At 69.2% G+C, this 23,785-nt stretch carries 23 protein-coding genes; 18 read left to right on the forward strand and 5 right to left on the reverse strand.

Annotation, left to right across the window (positions count from 1 at the left end; all coding sequences use genetic code 11):
* The first annotated feature begins 2 nt into the window (after positions 1-2).
* Complete coding sequence (locus HD557_RS00715) at positions 3-959, forward strand: Ppx/GppA phosphatase family protein (protein ID WP_196872467.1); 957 nt, start codon at positions 3-5, stop codon at positions 957-959.
* Between the two features lie 10 nt (positions 960-969).
* The gene (locus HD557_RS00720) at positions 970-1,740 is read left to right on the forward strand and encodes a sugar phosphate isomerase/epimerase family protein (protein ID WP_196872468.1); all 771 of its coding nucleotides are present in this window, start codon (positions 970-972) and stop codon (positions 1,738-1,740) included.
* 135 nt (positions 1,741-1,875) lie between these two features.
* Here the strand turns inward: HD557_RS00720 and HD557_RS00725 are convergent, their stop codons facing one another.
* Positions 1,876-3,081, reverse strand: a complete 1,206-nt coding sequence (locus HD557_RS00725) for an MFS transporter (protein WP_196872469.1) — start codon at positions 3,079-3,081, stop codon at positions 1,876-1,878.
* Between the two features lie 74 nt (positions 3,082-3,155).
* On the opposite strand from HD557_RS00725, the gene HD557_RS00730 reads away from it, so the two are divergent.
* The 10 genes from HD557_RS00730 (at position 3,156) to HD557_RS00775 (ending at position 15,196) form a co-directional block, all read left to right on the forward strand.
* Complete coding sequence (locus HD557_RS00730) at positions 3,156-4,346, forward strand: heparan-alpha-glucosaminide N-acetyltransferase domain-containing protein (protein ID WP_196872470.1); 1,191 nt, start codon at positions 3,156-3,158, stop codon at positions 4,344-4,346.
* A gap of 9 nt (positions 4,347-4,355) precedes the next feature.
* Positions 4,356-4,949 (forward strand): TetR/AcrR family transcriptional regulator, encoded by a 594-nt coding sequence (locus tag HD557_RS00735; RefSeq protein ID WP_196872471.1) that lies wholly within the window; start codon positions 4,356-4,358, stop codon positions 4,947-4,949.
* Between the two features lie 44 nt (positions 4,950-4,993).
* Entirely contained in the window at positions 4,994-5,707 is a 714-nt protein-coding gene (gene ccmA / locus HD557_RS00740; protein WP_196872472.1) for a heme ABC exporter ATP-binding protein CcmA, read from the forward strand.
* Positions 5,704-6,441: an ABC transporter permease gene (locus HD557_RS00745; RefSeq protein ID WP_196872473.1), complete on the forward strand. Its 738-nt coding sequence runs from the start codon at positions 5,704-5,706 to the stop codon at positions 6,439-6,441. The genes ccmA and HD557_RS00745 overlap by 4 nt, the downstream gene beginning before the upstream one ends.
* 232 nt (positions 6,442-6,673) lie before the next feature.
* Positions 6,674-8,713 carry a molybdopterin oxidoreductase family protein gene (locus tag HD557_RS00750; protein ID WP_196872474.1) on the forward strand — a complete coding sequence of 680 codons (2,040 nt, stop codon included), beginning with the start codon at positions 6,674-6,676 and terminating at the stop codon, positions 8,711-8,713.
* Positions 8,710-10,320: an FAD-dependent oxidoreductase gene (locus tag HD557_RS00755; RefSeq protein ID WP_008354805.1), complete on the forward strand. Its 1,611-nt coding sequence runs from the start codon at positions 8,710-8,712 to the stop codon at positions 10,318-10,320. The genes HD557_RS00750 and HD557_RS00755 overlap by 4 nt, the downstream gene beginning before the upstream one ends.
* Positions 10,317-12,938 carry a nitrite reductase large subunit NirB gene (gene nirB, locus HD557_RS00760; RefSeq protein ID WP_008354803.1) on the forward strand — a complete coding sequence of 874 codons (2,622 nt, stop codon included), beginning with the start codon at positions 10,317-10,319 and terminating at the stop codon, positions 12,936-12,938. Before HD557_RS00755 ends, nirB begins: the two co-directional genes overlap by 4 nt.
* The gene (nirD, locus tag HD557_RS00765; protein WP_008354801.1) at positions 12,935-13,282 is read left to right on the forward strand and encodes a nitrite reductase small subunit NirD; all 348 of its coding nucleotides are present in this window, start codon (positions 12,935-12,937) and stop codon (positions 13,280-13,282) included. Before nirB ends, nirD begins: the two co-directional genes overlap by 4 nt.
* A gap of 88 nt (positions 13,283-13,370) precedes the next feature.
* Positions 13,371-14,525: a uroporphyrinogen-III synthase gene (locus tag HD557_RS00770; protein WP_008354800.1), complete on the forward strand. Its 1,155-nt coding sequence runs from the start codon at positions 13,371-13,373 to the stop codon at positions 14,523-14,525.
* Complete coding sequence (locus HD557_RS00775) at positions 14,522-15,196, forward strand: sirohydrochlorin chelatase (protein WP_196872475.1); 675 nt, start codon at positions 14,522-14,524, stop codon at positions 15,194-15,196. The genes HD557_RS00770 and HD557_RS00775 overlap by 4 nt, the downstream gene beginning before the upstream one ends.
* 8 nt (positions 15,197-15,204) lie before the next feature.
* On the opposite strand, the gene argJ is transcribed toward HD557_RS00775, so the two are convergent.
* Together argJ and HD557_RS00785 are read right to left on the reverse strand one after the other, a co-directional pair.
* On the reverse strand, positions 15,205-16,353 hold the full coding sequence (argJ, locus tag HD557_RS00780; protein WP_196872476.1) for a bifunctional glutamate N-acetyltransferase/amino-acid acetyltransferase ArgJ: 1,149 nt from the start codon (positions 16,351-16,353) through the stop codon (positions 15,205-15,207).
* A gap of 37 nt (positions 16,354-16,390) precedes the next feature.
* The gene (locus HD557_RS00785; RefSeq protein WP_008354794.1) at positions 16,391-16,852 is read right to left on the reverse strand and encodes a hypothetical protein; all 462 of its coding nucleotides are present in this window, start codon (positions 16,850-16,852) and stop codon (positions 16,391-16,393) included.
* A gap of 332 nt (positions 16,853-17,184) precedes the next feature.
* Here HD557_RS00785 and HD557_RS00790 point away from each other — a divergent pair, with 332 nt between their 5' ends.
* From HD557_RS00790 to HD557_RS00800, 3 genes are all read left to right on the forward strand, one after another.
* A complete protein-coding gene (locus HD557_RS00790) occupies positions 17,185-19,026 on the forward strand; it encodes a phosphoenolpyruvate carboxykinase (GTP) (RefSeq protein ID WP_196872477.1) in 1,842 nt (613 codons plus the stop codon).
* Between the two features lie 167 nt (positions 19,027-19,193).
* Positions 19,194-19,568, forward strand: coding sequence for a DUF805 domain-containing protein (locus HD557_RS28520; protein WP_008354791.1), 375 nt, complete (start codon positions 19,194-19,196; stop codon positions 19,566-19,568).
* A gap of 59 nt (positions 19,569-19,627) precedes the next feature.
* Positions 19,628-20,125 (forward strand): PGPGW domain-containing protein, encoded by a 498-nt coding sequence (locus HD557_RS00800; RefSeq protein ID WP_008354790.1) that lies wholly within the window; start codon positions 19,628-19,630, stop codon positions 20,123-20,125.
* Positions 20,126-20,176: 51 nt separating this feature from the next.
* Here the strand turns inward: HD557_RS00800 and HD557_RS00805 are convergent, their stop codons facing one another.
* Both HD557_RS00805 and HD557_RS00810 read right to left on the reverse strand, forming a co-directional pair.
* Complete coding sequence (locus HD557_RS00805) at positions 20,177-21,274, reverse strand: hypothetical protein (RefSeq protein ID WP_196872478.1); 1,098 nt, start codon at positions 21,272-21,274, stop codon at positions 20,177-20,179.
* Between the two features lie 273 nt (positions 21,275-21,547).
* Positions 21,548-22,009, reverse strand: coding sequence for a hypothetical protein (locus HD557_RS00810; protein WP_196872479.1), 462 nt, complete (start codon positions 22,007-22,009; stop codon positions 21,548-21,550).
* Positions 22,010-22,282: 273 nt separating this feature from the next.
* Here HD557_RS00810 and HD557_RS00815 point away from each other — a divergent pair, with 273 nt between their 5' ends.
* The 3 genes from HD557_RS00815 (at position 22,283) to HD557_RS00825 (ending at position 23,766) form a co-directional block, all read left to right on the forward strand.
* Positions 22,283-22,702 (forward strand): hypothetical protein, encoded by a 420-nt coding sequence (locus HD557_RS00815; RefSeq protein WP_196872480.1) that lies wholly within the window; start codon positions 22,283-22,285, stop codon positions 22,700-22,702.
* Between the two features lie 192 nt (positions 22,703-22,894).
* Entirely contained in the window at positions 22,895-23,299 is a 405-nt protein-coding gene (locus HD557_RS00820; RefSeq protein ID WP_196872481.1) for a hypothetical protein, read from the forward strand.
* Positions 23,300-23,385: 86 nt separating this feature from the next.
* Positions 23,386-23,766 (forward strand): hypothetical protein, encoded by a 381-nt coding sequence (locus HD557_RS00825; RefSeq protein WP_196872482.1) that lies wholly within the window; start codon positions 23,386-23,388, stop codon positions 23,764-23,766.
* Positions 23,767-23,785: the final 19 nt, after the last annotated feature.

A 23,785-nucleotide genomic window follows, 5' to 3' on the forward strand; every position in this document is an offset into this window, starting at 1 on the left:
CCATGCGTCTGGGCGTACTCGACATCGGATCGAACACGGGACACCTGCTCGTGGTCGACGCCCACGGCGGGGCGGCCCCGCTGCCGGCGTTCTCGTTCAAGCAGCCGCTGCGGCTGGCGGAGCACCTCGACGACTCCGGCGACGTGACCGAGGCCGGGATCGAGGCGCTGACCGAGTTCACCCGCGACGCGGTGCGCGCCGGGGAGGAGAAGGGCGTCTCGGAGATGCTGGCGTTCGCCACCTCGGCGGTGCGCGATGCCGGCAACTCGCAGCAGGTGCTCGACCACGTACACGCCGAGACCGGCGTCGAGATCGAGGTCCTTCCCGGCGACGACGAGGCGCGGCTGACCTTCCTGGCCGTACGCCGCTGGTTCGGCTGGTCAGCCGGGCGGCTCGCCGTCTTCGACATCGGCGGCGGCTCGCTGGAGATCGCGGCCGGCCTGGACGAGCAACCGTACGTCGCCTGGTCGCTGCCGCTGGGCGCCGGCCGGCTCGCCCGCACCTACTTCGGTGACCGGCCGGCCGAGGAGGAGCTGCGCGACCTGCGCCGGATGATCCGCGCCTCGATCGCCGAGGATGCGGGCAGGATCCTGCGCGACGGCCAGCCGGACATGGCGGTGGCGACGTCGAAGACGTTCCGCTCGCTGGCGCGCATCTGTGGTGCCGCCCCGAGCGGCGAGGGACTGCGCGTACGCCGCCAGCTGCCGCTGGCCGAGCTGCGCCGCTGGATCCCGAAGCTGCTCGAGATGTCCCTCGAGGAGCTCTCCGAGCTGCCCGGGGTCAGCCCTTCGCGCGCCCACCAGATCGTGCCCGGTGCGCTGGTCGCCGAGGCGTGCCTGGACATCTTCGACCTGGAGGCCTTCGAGATCTGCCCGTGGGCGCTGCGTGAGGGGTTGATCCTCGACCGTCTCGACCACCTGTCCTTCATCGGCAGCTCCGATCTCGGACGGTCCGAATAGGAGACCCGCGATGATCTCGCTGTCGACGTCCTCGACCTATCCCGAGTCGACCGCCCACGCCTTCACGTACGCCGCGGAGGTGGGCTACGACGGGGTCGAGATCATGGTGGGCATCGACGCGCTGTCGCAGCAGACGCATGCGGTCAAGCAGCTCGCCGAGCACCACGGCCTGCCGATCGCCGCGATCCACGCGCCGACGCTGCTGTTCACCCAGCAGGTCTGGGGCTTCGAGCCCTGGGGCAAGCTCGAGCGGTCCGCCGAGATGGCCGCCGAGGTCGGGGCAGGGGTGGTCGTCGTGCATCCGCCGTTCCGGTGGCAGCGCGAGTACGCGGCCGGGTTCGTGGAGGGGATCGCCAGGCTGGAGCGCTCGACCGGGCTCCGGTTCGCGGTCGAGAACATGTATCCGTGGCGGGCGGCCCGGCGTTCGACGCCGATGTACCTGCCCCACTGGGACCCCTCGACCGAGGAGTACGCCAACACCACCATCGATCTCTCCCACGCCGCGATCGCGGGCGACGATGTCATCGAGATGGCCACGAGGCTCGGCTCGCGGCTGCGCCACATCCACCTCACCGACGGCACGGGTTCCGCCAAGGACGAGCATCTGGTCCCCGGCCGCGGCCACATGGGCGCCGACAAGTTTCTGCGTCATCTCGCCGCCATCGGGTTCGACGGCGAGATCGTCCTCGAGATCAACACCCGCCGGGCTCGTACCCGCGCCGAGCGCGTCGCCGACCTCCGCGAGTCGCTCGAGTTCGCGCGGGAGCACTTCCAGGCCTGACGCGCCGGTCGAGCCGCGAGCGCCAGCGAGCGTGTCGAGACCAACACAGTCGAATCGAGCGCCGAGGGGACCGTGTTGGTCTCGACACGGATTCGCTCGTTCCTCACGAATCCGGCTCGACCAGCGGCGTGACCGTCAGTCGCGGGCGGCCAGCCAGGACCAGGTGAGCGAGGTCAGGGCGAGGACGAGGACGGAGGTGGCCACGCCCCACCAGCCGACGACGTAGGCATAGCCCAGCAGCCAGCCGAAGAGGCTCGAGCCGCCGTAGTAGAAGAGGTTGTAGAGGGCGCTGGCCTGGGCCTTGCCGACCTTCGCGCGGGCGCCAACCCAGCCCGAGGCGACGCCGTGGGCCCCGAAGAAGCCGGTGGTGAGGACGAAGAGGCCGGTCAGGACCATCGCCAGGTTGTCCGGGAAGGTCATCACGACCCCGACGATCGTGATGACGACGCAGGTCAGCATCACCTTGCGCCGCCCGTGGGTGGCGGCCAGGCGGCCGGCGACCGAGGAGGAGACGGTGCCGCCGAGGTAGGCGAAGAAGATCTGGCTGGAGATCGCCACCGGCAGCCCGAAGGGCTCGCGCTCGAGGCGGAACCCCAGATAGTTGTACGTCGCCACGAACCCGCCCATCAGCAGGGCCGCCTGCCCGTAGAGGACGAGCATGCCCGGGTCGCGGAGGTTGGCGAGCACCCCGTCGCGTACGGATGTGGCCGGCTTGCCGGTGGGGCGCACCCAGCCCTGGGCGCGGGGGATCAGGGTGATCGCGACGATCGCGGCGATCGCCGAGAGCACGCCGCCGGCGGTGACGCCCAGGCGCCAGCCGCCGAGGTCGGCGAACGGGCCGGTGATGACCCGGCCGAGGAGGCCGCCGACGGTGGTGCCGGAGATGTAGATGGCCGCGGCGACGCTAACGTGGCGTACGTGGATCTCCTCGGCGAGGTAGGCGACCGCGAGGGCCGGCACACCGCCGAGCGCGAGGCCTTCGAGGCTGCGCAGGACGAGGAGGGTGGAGAAGCCTGGAGCCAGCGGGGTGAGCAGGCCGAGGACCAAGGAGATCGAGAGCGCGATCTTCATGGCGGGTGCCCGGCCGATGCGGTCGGCGACCCAGGACCAGCCGAGGACGCTGACCGCGAGCCCGAGGGTCGCGGTGGAGACGGTGAGCGCGGCCGAGGCCTCGCTGACCTCGAGCGCGTGCGCGACGGTGGGAAGGATGCCCTGGGTGGAGTACATCTGCCCGAAGGTCGCGATCCCGGCGGCGAAGAGGCCGATCAGGATCCGCCGATAGCCGCTGCTGCCGGCATCGTGCCCCACCCACGAGCGGGTCAGGGCGGTATCTACGGACATCGTTCCCACGGTAAAGCAGGTGCTGGGGGTGGGTGAACCCGCGGGCTGCGTGAGATATCTCTACTCTTGGGGCGATGTCCGCGCTCACTGATCGACTCTCGACGCGTCTCGTCGGTGTCGACGTGGCGCGGTGCCTGGCGCTGCTGGGCATGATGGCGACCCACGTGCTCGATCCGGTCGACGCGACCGGCGAGCTGACCAGGGTCCAGGCGGCGGCCGGCGGCCGGTCCGCGGCGCTCTTCGCGGTGCTCGCCGGGGTCAGCCTGGCGCTGATGACCGGACGTCAGCAGCCCGTGCAGGGCCGGGTGCTCGCCTCCCGGTTGCTGGGGCTGGCCGCGCGAGCGGTGCTGATCGCCGCGCTCGGGCTGGTGCTCGGGTCGCTCGGCACCAACATCGCGATCATCCTGACCTACTACGGCGTGCTGTTCCTGCTCGCCATCCCGTTCCTCGGGCTGCGGGCGCGATGGCTGTGGCTGCTCGGTGTCGTCTGGGTCGTCCTCGGACCACTGCTGTCCCAGGTCGTCCGGCCGATGCTCCCGACACGGCAGTTCGAGAGCCCGGAGCCGTCCCAGCTGCTGGAGCCCGGCCGGCTGCTCGCCGAGCTGCTCTTCACCGGCTACTACCCGGCCGTGCCGTGGCTGGCCTACCTGCTGATCGGGATGGCCATCGGCCGCATCGACCTGCGCAACCGGCTCGTGGTCTCGATGCTCTGGACGGGCGGCGTCATCATCTCGGTCTCGGCCACCTGGCTGTCCGGGAGGCTGACCCGGTTGCCGTCGGTGGCCGAGGTGTTGCTTCGTGCCTACCCGGGGATGGACATCGACGACGCGCTGACCTCGATGAGCCACGGTCTCTACGGGCAGACGCCGGTCGACGGCGGCTGGCAGTGGCTGCTGATCGTCGCGCCGCACTCGTCCACGCCGTTCGACCTGGCGCAGACGATCGGCAGCTCGATGTTCGTCATCGGTGCCTGCCAGATGATCGCGCTGCGGCTGCCCGAGCGGTGGCGGGTCGGGATGGCGGTGCTGTTCGGCGCCGGCACGATGACCCTCACCCTCTACACGCTGCACGTGGTCATGAGGACCGAGGCGGTCTGGCCGCCGGAGACCCCCGACACGTACGTCCTGCATGTGCTCGTCGTGATGGCGATCGGCGCCCTCGTCACCGCGTGGGGTCGCCCGGGGCCGCTGGAGTGGCTCGTCGGTCGCCCCGCGGCCTGGCTGCGCCGGACGGAGCCCCGTCGCGAGCGGACGCTGTCGGGTTAGCGTGCTCCCATGAGTACGGCACCGCGGCGAGGACGCAGGCCAGGTTCGCCGGACACGCGGGCGGCGATCCTGGCGGTGGCTCGTCAGCGCTTCGCGCAGCAGGGGTACGCCGCGACCTCCGTCCGCGGGATCGCGACCGAGGCCGGGGTCGACTCCGCTCTGGTGCACCACTACTTCGGCACCAAGGAGGACCTCTTCGTCGCCTCGCTGGAGCTGCGGGTCGATCCTCGAGACGTCGTGCCCGTGGTGGCTGCCGGGGGTCGCGATGGTGTGGGGGAGCGGCTCATACGTCTCCTCCTGAGCGTCTGGGACGACGAGGAGTCCCGGCTCCCGCTGATGGCGTTGATGCGCAGCGCCTTCGAGCCGGAGGGGAAGGCTCTGGTGCCGGACGCCTTCGGCAGGCTGATCCTGGGCCCGGTGAGCGAGGCACTCGAGCTCGACGAACCGGAGCGACGGATCACGTTGGTGGCCTCGCAGCTGGTCGGGCTGGTCGCGCTGCGCTACATCGCGCGGATCGAGCCGCTCGCCTCGGCGCCCCCGGAGACGCTGGTGGCGACGTACGCGCCGGTGGTCCAGGGCTATCTCACCGGGCCTTTGCCCTAGTCCTCTTGCGCGCGGCGCCGTGGCGTGCCACATTTCATCATGTGATGAATAACGTGGTGGAGGCCTCCGGTCTCCGAGTCGTACGCGGGAAGCGCGAGGTCCTCCATGGCCTCGACTTCTCCATCCGGGCAGGTGAGGTCACCGGGCTGCTCGGACCGTCGGGGTGCGGCAAGACGACGTTGATGCGGGCCCTGGTCGGCGTGCAGGCGAAGGTCACCGGGACGCTCACCGTCCTCGGCCGCCCGGCGGGCTCGGCGGCGCTGCGCCCGCGGATCGGCTACGTCACCCAGGCGGCCAGCGTCTACGACGACCTGACGGTCACCGAGAACCTGAGGTTCTTCACCCGGGTGCTCGGGGCGCCACGGTCCTCGGTCGCCGAATCCATCGAGACGGTCGACCTGACCGACCACAAGGACCAGGTCGTCCGCGATCTCTCCGGTGGTCAGCGCTCGCGGGTCGGCCTCGCCGCCGCCCTGCTCGGCTCGCCGGACCTGCTGGTGCTCGACGAGCCGACCGTCGGGCTCGACCCGGTGCTCCGCGAGCAGCTGTGGGACACCTTCCGCGACCTGGCCGCCGCGGGGGCCGCGGTCATCGTCTCCAGCCACGTGATGGACGAGGCCGAGCGCTGCGACCGGCTGCTGCTGATGCGCGAGGGTGCCTTCCTCGCCGACGGCAGCCCCGCGGAGATCAAGCAGAAGGCGAGCGCCGACGACATCGAGCAGGCCTTCCTGGCCCTGGTGAAGGGAGCAGCGCGATGAGCCTGCGACGAACCCTCGCGGTGACCGGGCGGGTGCTCGCCCAGATCCGGCGCGACCACCGGACCCTGGTGATGCTGGTGGTCCTGCCGACATTGCTGATGACGCTGCTGTGGTGGATGTACGAGGAGTCGCCCGCGCCCATCTTCGACCGGATCGGACCGGCCCTGCTGGCGATCTTCCCGTTCATCGTGATGTTCCTGGTGACCTCGGTGACCACGCTGCGCGAACGCTCCTCCGGAACGCTCGAGCGGCTGCTCGCGATGCCCCTGGGCAAGGGCGACTTCCTGCTCGGCTACGCCCTCGCGTTCGGGCTGTTGGCCGCCGTCCAGTCGGGGGTCGCGGTGGCGGTGAGCGTGGGTCTGCTCGGTCTGGACATCACCGGATCGGTCGCCCTGCTCGTGGTCGTCGCGATCGTCGACGCCGTCCTCGGCACCGCGCTCGGGCTGCTCGTCTCGGCCTTCGCGACCACCGAGTTCCAGGCGGTGCAGTTCATGCCGGCCATCGTGGTCCCGCAGATCCTGCTGTGCGGACTCCTGGTTCCGCGCGACTCGCTGCCGGGCGTCCTGGAGGCCATCTCCGACGTACTCCCGCTCTCCTACGCCGTCGACGCGATGACCCATCTCGTGACCTCCGCCGACACCGGTGACGTCTGGACCGACCTGGCCGTCGTCGGTGGATTCGTCGTCGCCGGTCTCGCGCTCGGCTCGGCGACGCTGCGGCGGCGTACGCCCTGATCGCCGAGGCGTCGCCCGCGCTGGCCGAGACGTCGCTTGCGTCGGCCGAGATGGCAGTGGGTGACGCCTCGGCCGACGGGGCTGACGCCTCGGTCGACGGGGGTGACTTCTCGGCGGGATTGTGAGGTGGTGAGCGGAAGTTGACGGAAGGGGTACGGAGAGCGGATCGGCGCGAAACGTTGACACCGGAATGTAGAGGTCGCCCACCCCCGACCTGAAACGGTGTGAGTACGTGACCGACACCCACTGTCCTTACTGCAGTCTGCAGTGCGGGATGACCCTTGTCCGCAAGGGTCCCCGGCTGGAGGTCAGTGAGCGCTCGTTCCCCGTGAACGAGGGTGCGCTGTGCCGCAAGGGGTGGACAGCGGCGGGACTGCGCGGCAGCCGTGAGCGGCTGACGACGCCGATGGTGCGCGACCGGGCGACGGGGGAGTGGAGCGCGGCGACGTGGGACGAGGCGCTCGACCTGGTCGCCTCGAAGCTCTCCGACCTGCGCGAGGTCCACGGTGCCGACGCGAACGCCGTCTTCGGTGGCGGTGGGCTGACCAACGAGAAGGCCTACCAGCTCGGCAAGTTCGCCCGGGTCGCCCTCGGCACCTCCCAGATCGACTACAACGGTCGCTGGTGCATGAGCTCCGCGGCTTCGGCCGGCAACCAGGCCTTCGGCGTCGACCGCGGGCTGCCGTTCCCGCTGGCCGACATCGAGAAGACCGACGTCTGCGTGCTGGTCGGCTCCAACCTGGCCGAGACGATGCCCCCGGCGGCCCGCCACCTCGACCGGCTGCGCGAGAACGGCGGCAAGGTCGTCGTCATCGACCCGCGGCTGACCCCGACCGGCGAGCGTGCCGACCTCTTCCTCCAGCCGGTACCCGGCACCGACCTGCCCCTCGCGCTCGGTGTCCTGCACCTGCTCGACGCGGCCGGCGCGGTGGACGAGGACTACATCGCGGAGCGGACCACGGGCTTCGAGGACGTACGCCGCTCCGTGGCCGCCTGGTGGCCCGAGATGGTCGAGCGGGTCAGCGGGGTCGAGGCCGCGCAGCTGCGCGAGCTGGCCTCCCTGCTGGCGAACGCGGAGAAGGTCATGGTCCTGACCGCGCGCGGCGCCGAGCAGCACGCCCAGGGCACCGCGACCGTCCTGGCCTGGCTCAACGTCGCACTCGCGCTCGGCATGCCCGGCAAGGCGTACGCCGGTTACGGCTGCCTCACCGGACAGGGCAACGGCCAGGGTGGCCGCGAGCACGGCCAGAAGGCAGACCAGCTCCCCGGCTACCGGATGATCGACGACCCCGCGGCCCGCGCGCACGTCGCCGCGGTCTGGGGTGTCGACCCGGAGACCCTCCCCGGCAAGGGCCGCTCCGCCTACGAGCTGCTGGACGCGCTCGGCACCCCCGAGGGCCCCAAGAGCCTGCTCGTCTTCGGCTCCAACATCGTCGTCTCTGCCCCGAACGCCACCCACGTCACCGAGCGCCTGGCAGCGCTCGACCTGCTCGTCGTCGCCGACATGGTGATGAGCGAGACCGCGGCCCTGGCCGACGTGGTGCTGCCGGTGACCCAGTGGGCCGAGGAGACCGGCACCATGACCAACCTCGAGGGCCGGGTCATCCTGCGCAACCAGGCGATCAGCGCTCCCGACGGGGTCAGGAACGACCTCGACATCATCACCGGCCTCGCCACGCGCCTCGGTGCCGCCTCGACCTGGTCGACCGACCCGGAGGAGATCTTCGAGGAGCTCCGAGCCGCCTCGAAGGGTGGCAAGGCCGACTACAGCGGCATCACCTACGACCGCATCCGCGAGGAGGACGGCGTCTTCTGGCCGTGCGCCGAAGGCACCGAGGGCACCCCGCGCCTCTTCGCCGACTCCTTCTTCCACGCCGACGGCCGGGCCCGCTTCATCGACGTCGACCACCGCGGCGCGGCCGAGCAGCCGAGCGCCGGCTATCCGCTCCACCTGACCACCGGCCGGGTGCTCGCGCAGTACCAGTCCGGAGCCCAGACGCGGCGGATCAAGGACCTTCCCGACGAGGGCGCCTTCGTCGAGATCCACCCGCTGCTGGCCGACCGCGTCGGCGCCCACGACGGCGACCCGGTCGTCGTCCGGACCCCGCGGGGCGAGATGAAGGCGCCCGCCCGGATCGTGACCACGATCCGCCCGGACACGGTCTTCGTACCGTTCCACTGGATCGGCGCCAACAAGCTCACCAACGACGCCCTCGACCCCTCCAGCCGGATGCCGGAGTTCAAGGTCTGCGCCGCGGCGGTGAGCGCATGAGCGAGCAGTCCGTCGGTCGAGCCGCGAGCGCCAGCGAGCGTGTCGAGACCAACACAGTCCCGACGAGCGCGACAGTCGACCGTGTTGGTCTCGACACGGATTCGCTCGTTCCTCGCGAATCCGGCTCGACCAGCGGTCGGCGGATCGTCATCATCGGCGGCGGCATGGCCGCGGCACGCCTCGTCGAGGGACTGGTCGCGCGCGGCCTCGGCCCGCAGACGACCGTGCTCGCGGAGGAGCAGCACGTGCCGTACAACCGGATCCTGCTCTCCGCCGTGCTCGAGGGCACCCACCGCCCCGGAGCGCTCGCGCTCCGCGAGAAGCAGTGGTACGCCGACCGCGGGGTCGACCTCCGCCTGAACAGCCTGGTCGTGGACATCCACCGCGACACCAAGACCGTCGAGCTCGCCGACCGGACGAGGGTTCCCTACGACGCAGTGGTGCTGGCGACCGGGGCCATCCCGACCCTGCCGCCGATCCGCGGCGTGGTGCGGATGGACGGTTCGATGGACCCGCGGGTGCAGGCGTTCCGCAGCCTGGACGACTGCGCGCGACTGCTCGACACCCTCCGTGACAACCCGCGCATCCCGCGCAGCGCGGTGATCGTCGGCGGTGGCCTCCTCGGCCTCCAGGTCTCCCGCGCCCTGGCCGTACGCGGCATCGAGACCGAGATCGTCGAGGGCCGCGACCACCTGCTCAGCAGCCAGGTCGACGCGTCGGCCGGCAAGGTGCTGAAGCGGTCGATGGCCAAGCTCGGCACCCAGGTCTACCTCGGCGCCCGGGCGACCCGGCTGACCGAGGAGGGCCTCAAGCTCGACAACGGCTACACCCTCGAGACCGACCTGGTGGTGCTCACCGCCGGTGGCCGTCCCCGCGCCAACCTCGCCCGCCGCGCCGAGCTCACCGTCAACCGCGGCATCGTGGTCGACGACCAGCTCCGCAGCGTCGACGACCCCGACGTCTACGCGATCGGCGACTGCGCCGAGCACAACGCGACCGTCACCGGCTTCGTCTCGCCCGCCTGGGAGCAGGCCGGGGTCCTCGCCGACGTGCTCGCCGGCAACCAGGCGGCCTACGAGGGTCACCGGGTCGTCGCCCGCCTGCGCGCCACCGACCTCGACGTCTGCGTCCTCGGTGAGCCCGAGAACGAGACGGGCGAGGTCGTCGAGATCGCGAACCCGGTCAAGGGCACCCACCGCAAGCTGGTCGTACGCGACGGCCGCATCGTCGCCGGCGCCCTCGTCGGCGACCTGAGCCGGGTCGGCCTGATCACCCAGGCCTTCGACCGCCAGACCGTCCTCGGCGAGCACGAGGCCGGACAGCTGCTGCTGCCCGAGCCGTCCTCGTCGGGCTCCGGGATCCCGCAGCTCCCCGACGACGCGGAGGTGTGCGCCTGCGCCGGAGTCAGCGCCGGCCGGATCCGGGCGTGCCGGTCCCTCGAGGACGTACGCGACTCCACCCGTGCCACCACCGGCTGCGGTGGCTGCGCGCCGACCGTACGCCAGCTCCTGGCCACCCGGCCCAGTGGCAGCCAGCTCAACGCCAGTCAGATCAGTGCCAGCCAGATCAGTAACGGGCAGCTCAGTGTGGAAGGAACAACATCATGAGCCCTCACCTCCGCAAGAAGGTCGTCGTGGTCGGCCACGGCATGGTCGGTCACCGCTTCGTGACCGCCGCCATCGAGCGCGGTCTCACCGAGACCCACGACATCGTCGTCCTCGGTGAGGAGCCGCGTCCGGCGTACGACCGGGTCGCCCTCACCAGCTTCTTCGAGGTCGGCGCCGAGGCACTCTCCTTCCTCCCCTCCGGTGCCTACGAGGACCCGCGGGTCACGCTGCGCACCGGCACGAGCGTCGTCGAGATCGACACGGCTGCCCAGACGGTGATGCTCGCCGACGGTGAGGAGATGGCGTACGACGAGCTGGTGCTCGCCACCGGAGCGGCACCGTTCGTGCCGCCCGTGCCGGGCGCCGAGCTCGGGAACGTCTTCGTCTACCGCACGATCGAGGACCTCGAGGCGATCCGCGAGGCCGCGAAGACCGCGAAGGCCGGCGCCGTGATCGGCGGTGGCCTGCTCGGGCTGGAGGCCGCCAACGCGCTGCACCAGCTCGGGGTCGAGACCCACGTGGTCGAGCTCGCGCCGCGGCTGATGGCCGTGCAGGTCGACGACGCCGGCGGCAACACGCTCAAGCGCCACATCGAGAAGCTCGGCCTCACCGTCCACACCGGGGTGATGACGGAGTCCATCTCGCCGGACGCGGTGGTCTCGGTCGTCGACGAGGACGAGAGCGGCATCCTCGACGGCAACGTCAGCGCGCTGAAGTTCAAGGACGTGGAGGAGCCGCTGGCGGTCGACATGGTCGTCTTCTCGGCCGGCATCCGGCCGCGGGACGCGCTCGCCCGAGCGGCCGGTCTGGACCTGGCCGAGCGCGGCGGCGTGCTCGTCGACGAGCAGTGCCGGTCCTCCGACCCGCACGTGTGGGCGGTCGGCGAGTGCGCCGCGCCCGGCGGGAAGATGTACGGCCTGGTGGCCCCCGGCTACGACATGGCTGAGGTCGTCGCCGACGCCCTGCTCGGCGGCGCCGGCACCTTCACCGGTGCCGATATGTCGACAAAGCTCAAGCTGCTCGGCGTCGACGTCGCCAGCTTCGGCGACGCCCACGGCACCACCGACGAGTGCCTCGAGCTGACCTACTCCGACGCCGTCGCGGGCGTCTACAAGAAGCTCGTGATCAGCGAGGACGGCACCCGCCTGCTCGGTGGCGTGCTGGTCGGCGACGCGAGCGCCTACGGGCTGCTCCGGCCGATGGTCGCCTCGGGCATGACGCTTCCGGAGAACCCGGAGGAGCTGATCCTCCCCCAGTCCACGGGCGGTGGGGGAGGGATCCAGCTTCCGCCGGAGGCGCAGGTCTGCTCGTGCAACAACGTCACCCGGGGTGACATCGAGGCGGCCGTCGACAACGGCTGCGAGAGCGCGGCGGACGTCACCAAGGCCACCAAGGCGGGAAGCACCTGCGGCTCCTGCAAGGTGCAGGTGAAGAAGATCGTCGAGGACTACTTCACCGCCCAGGGCAAGACCGTCGACACGAGCCTGTGCGAGCACTTCGCGATGACCCGCGCCGAGCTCTTCGACGTGGTCCTGATCCACGGCTACAAGACGTTCGACCAGATCATCGAGGCCCACGGCACCGGCCGCGGCTGCGACCTGTGCAAGCCCGCCGTCGCCTCCATCCTGGCGTCGCAGCTCAACGGCCATGTCCTGGCCAAGGAGAACCGCAAGCTCCAGGACACCAACGACGCCTACCTGGCCAACCTCCAGAAGAACGGCTCCTACTCGGTCGTCCCGCGCATCCCCGGCGGCGAGATCACGCCGGAGGGCCTGATCGTGATCGGCGAGGTGGCCAAGGAGTTCGGCCTCTACACCAAGATCACCGGTGGCCAGCGCATCGACATGTTCGGCGCCCGGATGGAGGACCTGCCGGCGATCTGGAAGCGCCTCGTCGACGCCGGGTTCGAGTCGGGCCATGCGTACGGGAAGTCGCTGCGTACCGTGAAGTCCTGCGTCGGCTCCACCTGGTGCCGCTACGGCGTCCAGGACTCCGTCGGTCTCGCGATCATGCTGGAGACCCGCTACCGGGGGCTGCGCTCGCCGCACAAGCTCAAGGGCGGCGTATCCGGGTGCGCCCGCGAGTGCGCGGAGGCCCGTGGCAAGGACTTCGGTGTCATCGCCACCGAGAAGGGCTGGAACCTGTACGTCGGGGGCAACGGTGGCGCCATCCCGGCCCACGCCCAGCTGCTCGCCGGTGACCTGAGCACCGAGGATCTGGTCCGCTACCTCGACCGCTTCCTGATGTACTACGTCCGCACCGCCGACCGCCTCCAGCGCACCTCGACCTGGATCGACTCCCTTGACGGCGGCCTGGACCGGGTCCGCGAGGTCGTGATCGACGACGTCCTCGGCCTGGGCACGGAGCTCGAGGCCGCGATGGCCACGCACGTCGACGGCTACTTCGACGAGTGGAAGGCGACGATCGAGGACCCGGAGAAGCTCAAGCGGTTCGTCTCCTTCGTCAACGCCCCCGAGATCCCGGACCCCAACATCTCCTTCGGGTCCACCCGTGGCCAGATCGTGCCGGACGTCGCGGACGGCCCGGCTGTCGTCGGACCGGTGGGGCTCGGTGCCACCATCCCTGTCGGCGCACCCAACCTGGAGGAGTCGCGATGACCCAGACGCAGACCCAGACGTACATCTCCGTCTGTCGCCTCGACGACATCGACCCCGAGACCGGCATCGCCGCGCTGGTCAGGGGCGAGGCGGTGGCCGTCTTCCGGACCCTCGACGACCGCGTCTTCGCGCTGTCCAACTTCGATCCGTACGGCCACGCCTCGGTGCTCGCCCGGGGCATCGTCGGCACGCGTGGCGAGGTGCCGTTCGTCGCATCGCCCCTGCTCAAGCAGCCGTTCGCGCTCGAGACCGGTCTGTGCCTCGACGACCCGTCGGTGTCGGTCCCGACCTACGAGGTCGACGTCGTCGACGGCGAGGTCCGCATCGGGGCCCGCCGGGACTAGATCGTGCCTGTGAGGCCGTGAGCGAAAGTTTGCGCCGACGATCGAGCAGGCCGCGCGCGGTGAAACGCTGTCGCCGCAAGGTGGAAGCATGGCGGTGCACAATGCGCAGGAGATCTACGATGCGGATGTGGAGAGCGGCGCGCTGAGCGGCTTCCGCGTCGGCGTGACCGCGGCGCGGAAGGCCGAGGAGCAGATCAACCTGCTCGAGAGGCGAGGCGCCCAGGTGGTCTGGGCGCCCGCCCTCTCCGTCGACCCCAACCGGGTCGACGCCGGCGCGCTGCGCGCGGTGACCGAGCAGATCATCGGCCAGAAGATCGACATGTTCCTGGCGACGACCGGCATCGGGACCCGCGCGTGGTTCGACGCCGCCGAGGAGTGGGGGCTGCTCGACCGGCTGCTGGAGACGCTCGGCCGTGCCGAGATCCTGGCGCGCGGACCGAAGTCGGTCGGGGCGCTTCGGCGCAGGGGCCTGCGCGAGCTGTGGGCGCCGGAGTCGGAGGAGTTCGACGACGTCCTGGAGCACCTGCGTGGCCGCGACCTCACCGGCAAGCGGATCGTGGTGCAGGAGCACGGCCAGTCGCTGTCGATGGTCGCGCACGCGCTCACCCGGCAGGGTGCCGAGGTCATCAACGTGGTCGTCTACCGGGTCGAGTCGGCTTCCGACCCGGAGCCGATGTTCCGCCTCGTCGAGACGTTGGCCGACGGTGAGCTGGACGCGGTCACCTTCACCTCCGCGCCGGCCGTGGCCGCGTTCATGCAGGCGGCCGGCTCGGTCGGCCTGCGCGACGAGGTCGTGGCGGCGTTCCAGGCCGATGTGGTCGCGGCCTGCGTCGGCCCGGTGACCGCCGCCGCCTTCGAGATGTGGGGCGTACCGACCATGGTCCCCGACCGCTCCCGCACCGCTGCGATGGTCAAGATGCTCCAGATCGAGCTGCCGCTGCGGCGCGAGGGTCTCCTCGTCGAGCTCGCCGGCGGCCACCAGCTGCTGCTCCACGACGACGCAGTGATCCTCGACGGCGCCGAGGTGAAGCTCTCCCCGGCTCCGGCCGCTGTCCTGGGCGCTCTCGTCGCCAACCCCGGCAACGTCGTCTCCCGGCAGGTCCTGCTGGCCACGCTCCCGTCCGGCACCGCCGGCTCCGAGCACGCCGTCGAGATGGCCGTCGCCCGGCTCCGCTCGGCGCTGGGCACCAAGACCATCCAGACCGTCGTGAAGCGCGGCTACCGGCTGGCGGTGGCCTCATGAGGCTCGTCGTCGCCGCCCACGGCACCCGGCAGCTGCTCGGCAACGCCGTCGCCTCGATCATCGCCAAGCGCGCCGGCCGCGTGCTCGCGATGGAGTCGAAGGCTGCGTACGTCGAGCTCTGCGAGCCGCTGCTGACCGACGTCCTGGCGGACGGGCAGCCGTCCGTCGTGGTCCCGCTGCTGCTCTCGACCGGCTACCACATCAAGGTCGACCTGCCGCAGGCCGCCGAGGGGCTGCCGGTGACGATGGGTCGTGCCCTCGGCCCGGACGTGCTGCTCGCCTCCGCGCAGGTCTCCCGGTTGGTCGCGGCGGGTGTCTCGCCTGGTCAGCCTGTGGTCCTGGTCGCCGCCGGCTCCAACGACGCGGATGCCCGCGCCGACATCGCCGCGGCCGGTCGGCTGCTGGAGGAGGCCTGGGGCGGTCCGGTCCGGGTCGCCACCGTCTCCGGCTCCGGAGCCCCGGCGATCGACGAGGTCGTACGCCCCGGCGACGCCGTCTCGCCCTACCTGCTCGCGCCCGGCTTCTTCTCCGACATGGTGCGGGCGCGTGCCGAGGCCGCCGGCGCGGAGACCGTCGCCGACGTCATCGGTCCCCACCCCGACGTGGTCGAGTTGGTCGTACGCCGCGCCGCCGCCCTTCTCGCCGAGGAGAGCTCCGCGCAGGCCGGTTGACGGTTGGTTCAGGTCGTGTAGTCGGCGTTGATGCGGATGTAGCCGTCGGTGAGGTCGCAGCCGTAGACCGTGAACCCACCCGCGGCGATGCCGAGGTCGACCTCGATCGAGACCTCGTCGCCAGACAGATAAGTCGACAAATCCGCCAATAGATTTGCCGAGACCTGGGCGGGGTAGGTCTCGGTGCCGCCGAAGGCGATGCGGACGTGCTCGGGGGAGATGTCGGTCTCCTCGCGGAGCTTGCCGATGGCCATCGCGACCCGGCCCCAGTTGGGGTCGGCGCCGTGGACGGCGGTCTTGACCAGGGGCGAGTTGACGATGGCCTTGCCGACCCGCTTGGCCTGGGCGTCGTCGCGGGCGCCGGTGACCGAGACCGTGATCAGCTTGGAGGCTCCCTCGCCGTCGGAGGCGATCTTCTTCACCAGCGCCAGCGCGGCGTCGTAGAGCGCCGCCTCGAACTCGCCCAGGTCGACCGCGCCCGCAGCCCCCGAGGCGAAGATCGCCGCGGTGTCGGAGGTCGAGGTGTCGGTGTCGATCGAGACCGCGTTGTAGGTGAGGTCGACGACCCGGCGGAAGGCCGCGTCGAGGTCGTCGGCCGGGATCGCGGCGTCGGTGAAGAAGTAGGTCAGCATCGTGGCCATGTCGGGCTCGAGCATCCCCACGCCCTTGGCGATGCCGACGATGGTCGCCCCACCGACGGTCCGGGTCTCGATCTTGGCGATCGTGTCGGTCGTCATGATCGCCGCCGCGGCGGCCTCGAAGTCGGCCTCGCCGGCGGTGCCGGCGAGCTTCTCGAGGGCGGGCGTGAGCACGTCCATCGGGTACTGCACCCCGATCACGCCCGTCGAGGCGACCAGCAGCTCCTCGGGGCGGACGCCGACGATCTCGGCCGCCAGGCGGCGTACCTCCAGGGCGTTGGCCTCGCCCGTCGGACCGGTCGCGACGTTGGCGTTCTTCGAGATGGTCACCATCCCGCGGAACGCGGCCAGGTCCGAGGACCGGGAGAGCAGCACCGAGGCGCCGGCGAATCGGGATCGGGTGAAGACCGCGGCGCTCGTGACCGGGCCCGAGGGGGCGGCGACGACGGCGAAGTCGTCAGCGCCCTCCTTGAGGCCGAGGTTGGCGGTGACTCCGACGAATCCGGCTGGCTGAGGCATGCGGACAGCCTAGAACCAGTCGCGGCCGGGGTGCGCCCTATGTCCGCAACCAGGCGAACGCCGCCGCCTCGAGGATCATCCACGAGCGGAGTACGCGGCCCACGAACGTGATGCCGACGAAGAGCATCAGGTTGGCCTTGAGCGAGCCGTAGACCACCGCGAGGATCGCCAGCGGCGGAAGCCCGCTGAGCGCGGCGACCGCGAGCAGACCGCCGGCGTAGGCGGGCCGGCCCTGCGTACGCCGCTCCCACTTCTCCATCCGCTGCTGCCACTTCTCGCACGACATCTTCTTGCGGACGAAGGGAAGAGAGGTGGTGCCGTGGCCGGCGTAGTACCAGAGGACCTTGGAGCTGGTCTGGCCGATTCCCGCCACCAGGGCGAGGATCAGGGCCGAGAAGGTCAGGTTCGAGGCGGCCACCGCGAGGTAGGTCTCGAAGTTGATGACGGGGAAGAGTCCTCCGGCGAAGGAGGCGGCGAAGGTCCCGAGAATGAGGTCCATCAGGCGACCTCTGGACCGTTCAGGAATTGAAACAATTCAACGTCTTTGTGTTGGGGGATCACTCGCGAAACCTTAGATGTAATCCGTGTCACCATGCGACATCGGCGTCACATCCACATTACGGACCACTCGCCGAAATGAGGCGTTTCTCACTTAAACATGGGGGTCACAAGGGTATCGGGACCGGCTATCGGAACATCGCCTGCGGTTGGATCGATCAATTGTCCAGGCCCGTGATGGATGACCCACTCTGGTGCACGGTACCCCGGTTGGAGGCCTCTTCAACTGGGGTAACGTGCCTGCAATCGGCGAAACTTTTGAAGGGTGTCGGAATGGTTGACGTGGACAAGGTCCTCGATGAGGCGGGGCTGACGAATCCTCATGTGCGGGAGTATGTCTCCTACTGGGCAGGGGTGACCGGAGCCGAGCAGATCGAGGTTGTCAGCGCAGCCGACGACGAGCGGCTTCTCCAGGAGTCCCTGGAAGCTGGTGAGCTCCTCCCGGTGACGGGCGGCCGCTACTACAGCCGTTCCTACAGCAAGGACACCGCGCGCTCCGAGGAGCGCACCGTGGTCGCCACCTCCAACCCGGAGGACAAGGGCGTCTACAACAACTGGAAGCCCGCGGACGAGACCGTCAAGACGCTCACCGAGCGGATGACCGGCGCCTCCAAGGGCAAGACGATGTACGTCATCCCCTACCTGATGGCTCCCGCCGGCAGCCCGCTCGAGGCCTACGCCGCCGGTGTCGAGCTCACCGACAGCCGCCCGGTCGTGCAGCAGATGATCCGGATGGCCCGCGTCGGCATCGACTACATCAACAACCTCGAGGACCCGAACTCGTTCGTCCGTGCGGTGCACGTGACCGGCGACCTGCCCAACCTCGGGCAGGGGACCGACAACGACCAGCGTCTGTTCGCGACGGTCGCCGACCAGCGTACGATCCTGCACTTCGGCTCCTCCTACGGCGGCAACGCGCTGCTGGGCAAGATCGCCCACGGCCTGCGCCAGGCCTGCTACGACGGCCGCGCCTCCGGCAAGTTCCTGGCCGAGCAGTTCCTGCTGCTGGGCATCAAGGACAAGGAGACCGGCGAGGACTTCCACGTCGTCGGCGGCTTCCCCTCGGCCTCCGGCAAGACCAACCTCTCGATGACGCTCTCGCCCGACGCCCTCGGTGAGCGTTACGAGGTCACCTTCTACGGCGACGACATCGCCTGGATCTGGGTCGGCGAGGACGGCAAGCTGCGGGCCTTCAACCCGGAGAACGGCGTCTTCGGTGTCGCTAAGGACACCAACGAGAAGACCAACCCGGGCGCCATCGAGGCGATCCTGCCGGGCTCGGGCGCGATCTTCACCAACGTCGCCTACAACGAGAAGACCCAGGAGGTCTGGTGGGAGGGGCTCACCAAGCACCACCCGGACGACCTCGACGGCTGGATCGACTGGAAGGGCGAGCGTCTCGCCGACCGGCTCGACTCCGAGCTCCGTGAGCCGTGGGCGCACCCCAACTCCCGGTTCACCACGCCGATCTCGAAGGTGCCCAACGCGGCCCCCGACTTCGACGACCCCGCCGGCGTTCCGATCGACGCGATCATCTTCGGTGGCCGCACCCGTGACCGCGAGCCGCTGATCCGCGCGATCACCGACGTGGCCGAGGGCGTCTACGACGGCCTCACCCTGGGTGCCGAGGCAACCGCCGCGGCCGACGGCCTCGAGGGCGTGCTCCGCTACGACCCGATGTCGATGCGTCCGTTCCTCGCCTACGAGGAGGGCGACTACGCCCGCCACTGGCTGAAGATCATCGGTGAGGCCACCGACAAGCCGGTCTTCGCCCACGTGAACTGGTTCCAGCGCGACGCCGACGACGGTCACTTCCTGTGGCCCGGCTACCGCGAGAACGTCCGTGCGCTGCTGTGGCTGCTGCAGTTCAAGAAGGGTGAGGTCAAGGGCCAGCAGAGCCCCGTCGGCATCATCCCGACCGAGGACGAGCTCGACCTGCGCGGCCTCGAGCTGCCGCAGAAGGACCTCGACCGGATCCTCACCCTCGACCTGGCCCGCTGGAAGCAGGAGATGGGCTTCCGCGAGGAGCACCTCAAGCAGTTCAAGCTGCCCGAGGAGATCTGGGAGGCGCACAAGCGCGTCGCTGCTGCGATCGACGAGGCCGCTCAGGCCTGATCGAGACCACAGCCGGGGGCGGCGTACGGAGTTTCATTCCGTACGCCGCCCCTTGATGTTTCGGTGTGCGTCCGTTTCCTACGGGAAGATGAACTTTGTTCTCATCTGGAACAGATGCCCTGCCAGACATTTACGTAGCCGATCTCCGCCACCTAAGGTTCCTGCCCGTGACGATCCCCCTTGACCAGCCGCTTCGTGCGGCCTCGATCACCGAGGCGTACGCGCGGTTCTGGAAGAAGTACGCGACATTCTCGGGTCGCGCCAGCCGCACCGAGCTGCTCTGGCCGATGCTCGTGAACCTTCTGATGCTCATCGTCGCTGTGCTGGCGCGAAACGACGTCGTGAGCCTCGTGATCGGTCTCTACGCGCTGGTCGTGTTCGTGCCGACGATCGCACTCGGTGCACGGCGGCTGCACGACATCAACCGCTCCGGGTGGTGGCAGCTGATCCTGGTCGTACCGATCATCGGCGACATCGTGCTCGCGGTGCTGTGGCTGACCTTCCCGAGCCCCGAGGGTGTCAAGTACGACCTGGCCGCATGATCCCTCGCAAAATTCCCCTAGTTGATCTCGGGGTTGTCCCCGAATGGCAGGCTATTGGCATGAAGTCCCTCGCAGGAGCCGCAGCGAAGCGGCTCGCCTTCGAGACCCTCGGCTGGCTGCTCGTGGTCGCCGGGATCGCCGCGATGGTGCTGCCGGGTCCGGGGCTGCTGATGCTCTTCGGCGGGCTGGCTGTGCTCTCCCGCCAGTACGCGTGGGCCCGCCGCTACGTCGAGCCGGTCCGCCTCCGGGCCCTGCGCGGGGCCGCCGAGGGCGTCGAGACCTGGCCGCGGATCATCCTGTCCACCCTGGGGGCGCTCTCCATCGGTGCCGTCGGCGTCGTCTTCCTGATCAGGCCGCCCGCGCCGCACTGGTGGCCTCTCGAGGCTTCGCTGTGGCTCCTCGGTGGTGACTGGACCGGCGTGACCCTGCTGGGCTCCTGCGTCATCGCCCTCGCCGTCCTCGGCTACTCCTACAAGCACTTCCACGGCCACCCCGACGCCCGCCATCAGCTCGACGAGTCCATCGAGCACACGGGCGAGATGAACAAGGTCGCCTGACGTACGCGAAACCGGCCGTCGGAGGAATCCGACGGCCGGTTTCGCGTCGTGCTAGGCCTTCCGGCCGTTCTTGTCGGTCTCGTCGCCCTGCGGCGCGCTCGGGGTCCAGCCGCGGGACGCGTTGGGATCCAGGACGTCGCTGGCGCTCTCGGTCCAGTCGTCGCTGTAGTCGGCCTGCCAGTCCTGGTCCTGACCGTTCCGCCGGTCGTTCTTCTTGCCACCGCGGCCGCCGGCCCCGCCGACTCCGCCGCGCCCGCCGCGGCTCCCCGCTCCGGTCGGACCGCCCCGGGCGCCACGCCCGCCAGCGCCGCGGGCACCTGCTCCGGCACCTGCGCCACGCGCGCCGGCCCCGGCTCCGCGTGCCCCTGCGCCGGCTCCTGCACCCGCGCGGGCACCAGCGGCGCCCGCCCTGGCGGCTGCCGACCTCGACGTGGCTCCGGGCGTCGCTGCCTTCGCCGACGCGCCGGCTGCGAACTTGCTGGCAAGTGCCTTGGCCACACCGGCTCCGAGCAGAGCCCCACCGCCACCGATCGCGAGCGCGGTCATCCCGCCCGTACCGCCCGCGAGCGGCGCCAGGCCATCAGCCGTCTCCACCATCGCGTAGGACGTCGAGGGCGCCGGCGAACCGTCGGCGTTGATCCACTGGGTGCCGTTCCACTCGGGCGTGTTCTCCGCCTCGTGCGCCGCGATGTTCGCCTTCTCCTGGGCGATCAGCTCGTGGCCCCAGCCGTCGGGGTAGAGGGTTCCGGAGTTGTACTTCTCCATCCGGGCCTTGGATGCCGCGATCGCGCTGTAGGAGCCGGGGGATGACGGGGCGGTCGGTGCGTTACCGCGCTCGGCGTTGGGGTCGTCGGTGATCGCGCGTACCGGGGGCTCAGCCGTGTAGTTGTCGTTGTCGACGACCTGGATCTGCTGGGCCGCCGCCGCTTCGGCGTCCGCAATCGCCTGCTCGCGGGCAGCGTGAGCTGCGCGGTCAGCCTGGAGCGCCTTCTGGTTCTGGACGGCTTGGGCAGAGTCGACCCCGGTGCCGGTCTGCGCGTACTTCGGGTCTGAAGGGTTGGGTGCGGGCCCGTGATTGGTGGGGAGGGACGCCTCGAGTCGGGCGTACTTCTCCTTGGCGGTGCGGGTCGTCGACTGTGCCGCACTCAACGCCTGGATTGCCGCGTCCAATTGGTCGGCTTTATGGCTCAACTTCTGGGCGGAGTCACTGAACGCCCTCTTGGCAGCCTCAGCAGTGTCGGACGTTTCTTCGAACGCTTTCGGAACGTTGTTGGATGCGGCGTCGAGAGACTGTGATACGCGCCGCAGTACTCTCCTGGCCTGATCCCAGTCCGTCAAGCGGTTCTCGACATCGTCGGGATCCGCCTTGGCGACGTACTCCTTGAGTACGGCCATCATCCCGCCCTTGACTGAAGACATCGCTCAGCCCTCCTGGTTCTGGCCGTACTCGGAGCGTGACGCGATCTCCTCAAGCGTCTCGCCAGACAGCGGGAAGAACGGGAAAGGGATATCCGGAAGATTGAGACGCTCGTCCTTCGTCAAGTTCTCGAAGAACGGCTTGTCGATCAATTCGGCTCCCGCGTCCAACTTGCGGATCGCTGCGGCTGAATCTTCGTCAGCGTCTTTGATCGCGCGTACAGCATCATCGAGAGCATCGACGAAATTCACGAGAGCCTCGTTGGTCTCTGAAAGGGTCGAGTTGATCCGATCGGTCGCCCGGTTCATCAGCTTCTCGAGTCGCTCACCGGTGCCACTCCCTCCGAGGGACCCGGCTGCAGGCTTGTCGACGTGGACCTTGTAGACCTCATCCTTCGCCTCCATGAGGACATCTTTGATCCTGTTGACCAGGGTCTCATCGACTCCAGTGGATTTTGATCCTGCCATGTCGGCCTCCCCCGAGTGTGTGCAAGCGGTGGGCAAAGTCTAGACACCTTCCCGCTGATCGTCACGGCCAATGACGACGGTGACGGAGCCACTATCCTGTCCAACATGACTGGATCTCGGACTCGCCTGTCCCGACGCCTTGCCCTGACTACTGTGTCGGTCGTGACCGGCCTCTTGCTCTGCTCGTGCAGTGGCGGAGCGGAGGAACCGTCCGGACCTGGGACGGAGTCCACCTCAGCCAGCCCTTCAGCCTCCGAAACTGCGTCCGTCCCCATGACAGCTGAAGTCGACGGGGCCCAACTCTCCGCCCCCGCCGGTTGGACCGTCGAGATGGAAGACGGGAACCCGATAGTTGGAGCCCCCAAAGACGCCGATGGATACTCGCCTGGCTGGGGCATCTTGGATGCGAACATGACCCTCGCCGCTGACACGGATGAACTTGCGGTCTCGGCACTCAAGATCCTCAAAGGCTCGAAGCCGGATGCCAAGCGCCTCTCAGACGTCGAGTACGCCGGAGTCACCTTCTACCACCTGCGCAGTGAGGATAATGTCAACTCCTACGACGAGTACGGCGCGGTCATCGGGGACTCAGAGGCGAGTGTGGCGTGGACGTTCATCAACGACTTCGCTAGCCGAGAGCAGATGGATGAGCTGATCAATCAGGTGATGCCGACGTTCAAGTTCGAGGGCTGAGGGCGGCCTCGAAGCGTGACGTCATCACCGCGAGACCTCGCTGCCCGCTGTTTCGTCGCAGCCGTTGTATCTGGACTCCTCGCGGTCGTTGTTGGGGCATGTGGGCGTGCCGGCGAGGAACCGGATGGAACTACTTCGTCGCCATCCGCCGACAAATCCGCGACGAGCGCCCAGTCGCCAGCGGCATCACAGATGGCGGAGGTCAACGGCGCCCAACTGTCGGCTCCTGCTGAGTGGAGGGTCGAGCCGGCGCAGTCGTCGAGGATGATCATCAGCGCCCCCAAGGACGATCTCGGCTACTCGCCTGGTTTCGCGCTCTTGCATGCGAACGTCACACTGTCCGAAGACACCGAAGCCCTGGCGGTCAACACACTGAAGCTGCCTGGTGCGAAGCGCTTGGCCGATGCCGAGTTTGGTGGAGTCACGTTCTTCCACGTCCGCGAAGGAAACGATACGAACACCATCGACACCTACGGAGCGGTCGTCGACGGCTCGGCGGTCACCGTTACGTGGACGTTCTTGAACGACTTGGCCAGCCCGAAGCAGATCGATGATCTGGTCAACCAGGTGATGCCGTCGTTCAAGTTCGAGGGCTGAGTTGGGTTTGAGAACGTGAAGTCATCTCGGACGGGCCATGTCGTCCGCAATCTTGCTTTGATCGTCGTGGCGGCGGTCCAGCTGCCGTGCTGACATCCTGCGGTAGTGAGAAGGGCGAGCCAACTGGGCCGGATGCGTCAGCCCCGCCGAGCAGCTCGCCTTCGGAGTCGCCAGCCACGACAGGAGGCTCGGGCGGGACGGCGGGGATCCTCGACGCCGACATCACGCTCGCTGAGACAACCAATGAGTTGGCCAAGGTCAGCATGAAGACTCTTGAGAGCCAAGGTTATGAGAACCTCGAACAACTAGCAGACGCCAAGTTCGGGGGCGTTACCTTCTTCCATATCCGGGGCAAGAGCGGGAACAGGTCCTACGACCAGTACGGCACGGTTATTGACGGCTCCCAAGTGACAGTCGATTGGAACTTCATCAGTGGTTGGCCGATCGGAAGCAGGCCGACGCGCTGATCAATCAGGTGATGCAGAC

The organism is Nocardioides luteus (assembly GCF_015752315.1).
Classification (GTDB): Bacteria; Actinomycetota; Actinomycetes; order Propionibacteriales; family Nocardioidaceae; genus Nocardioides.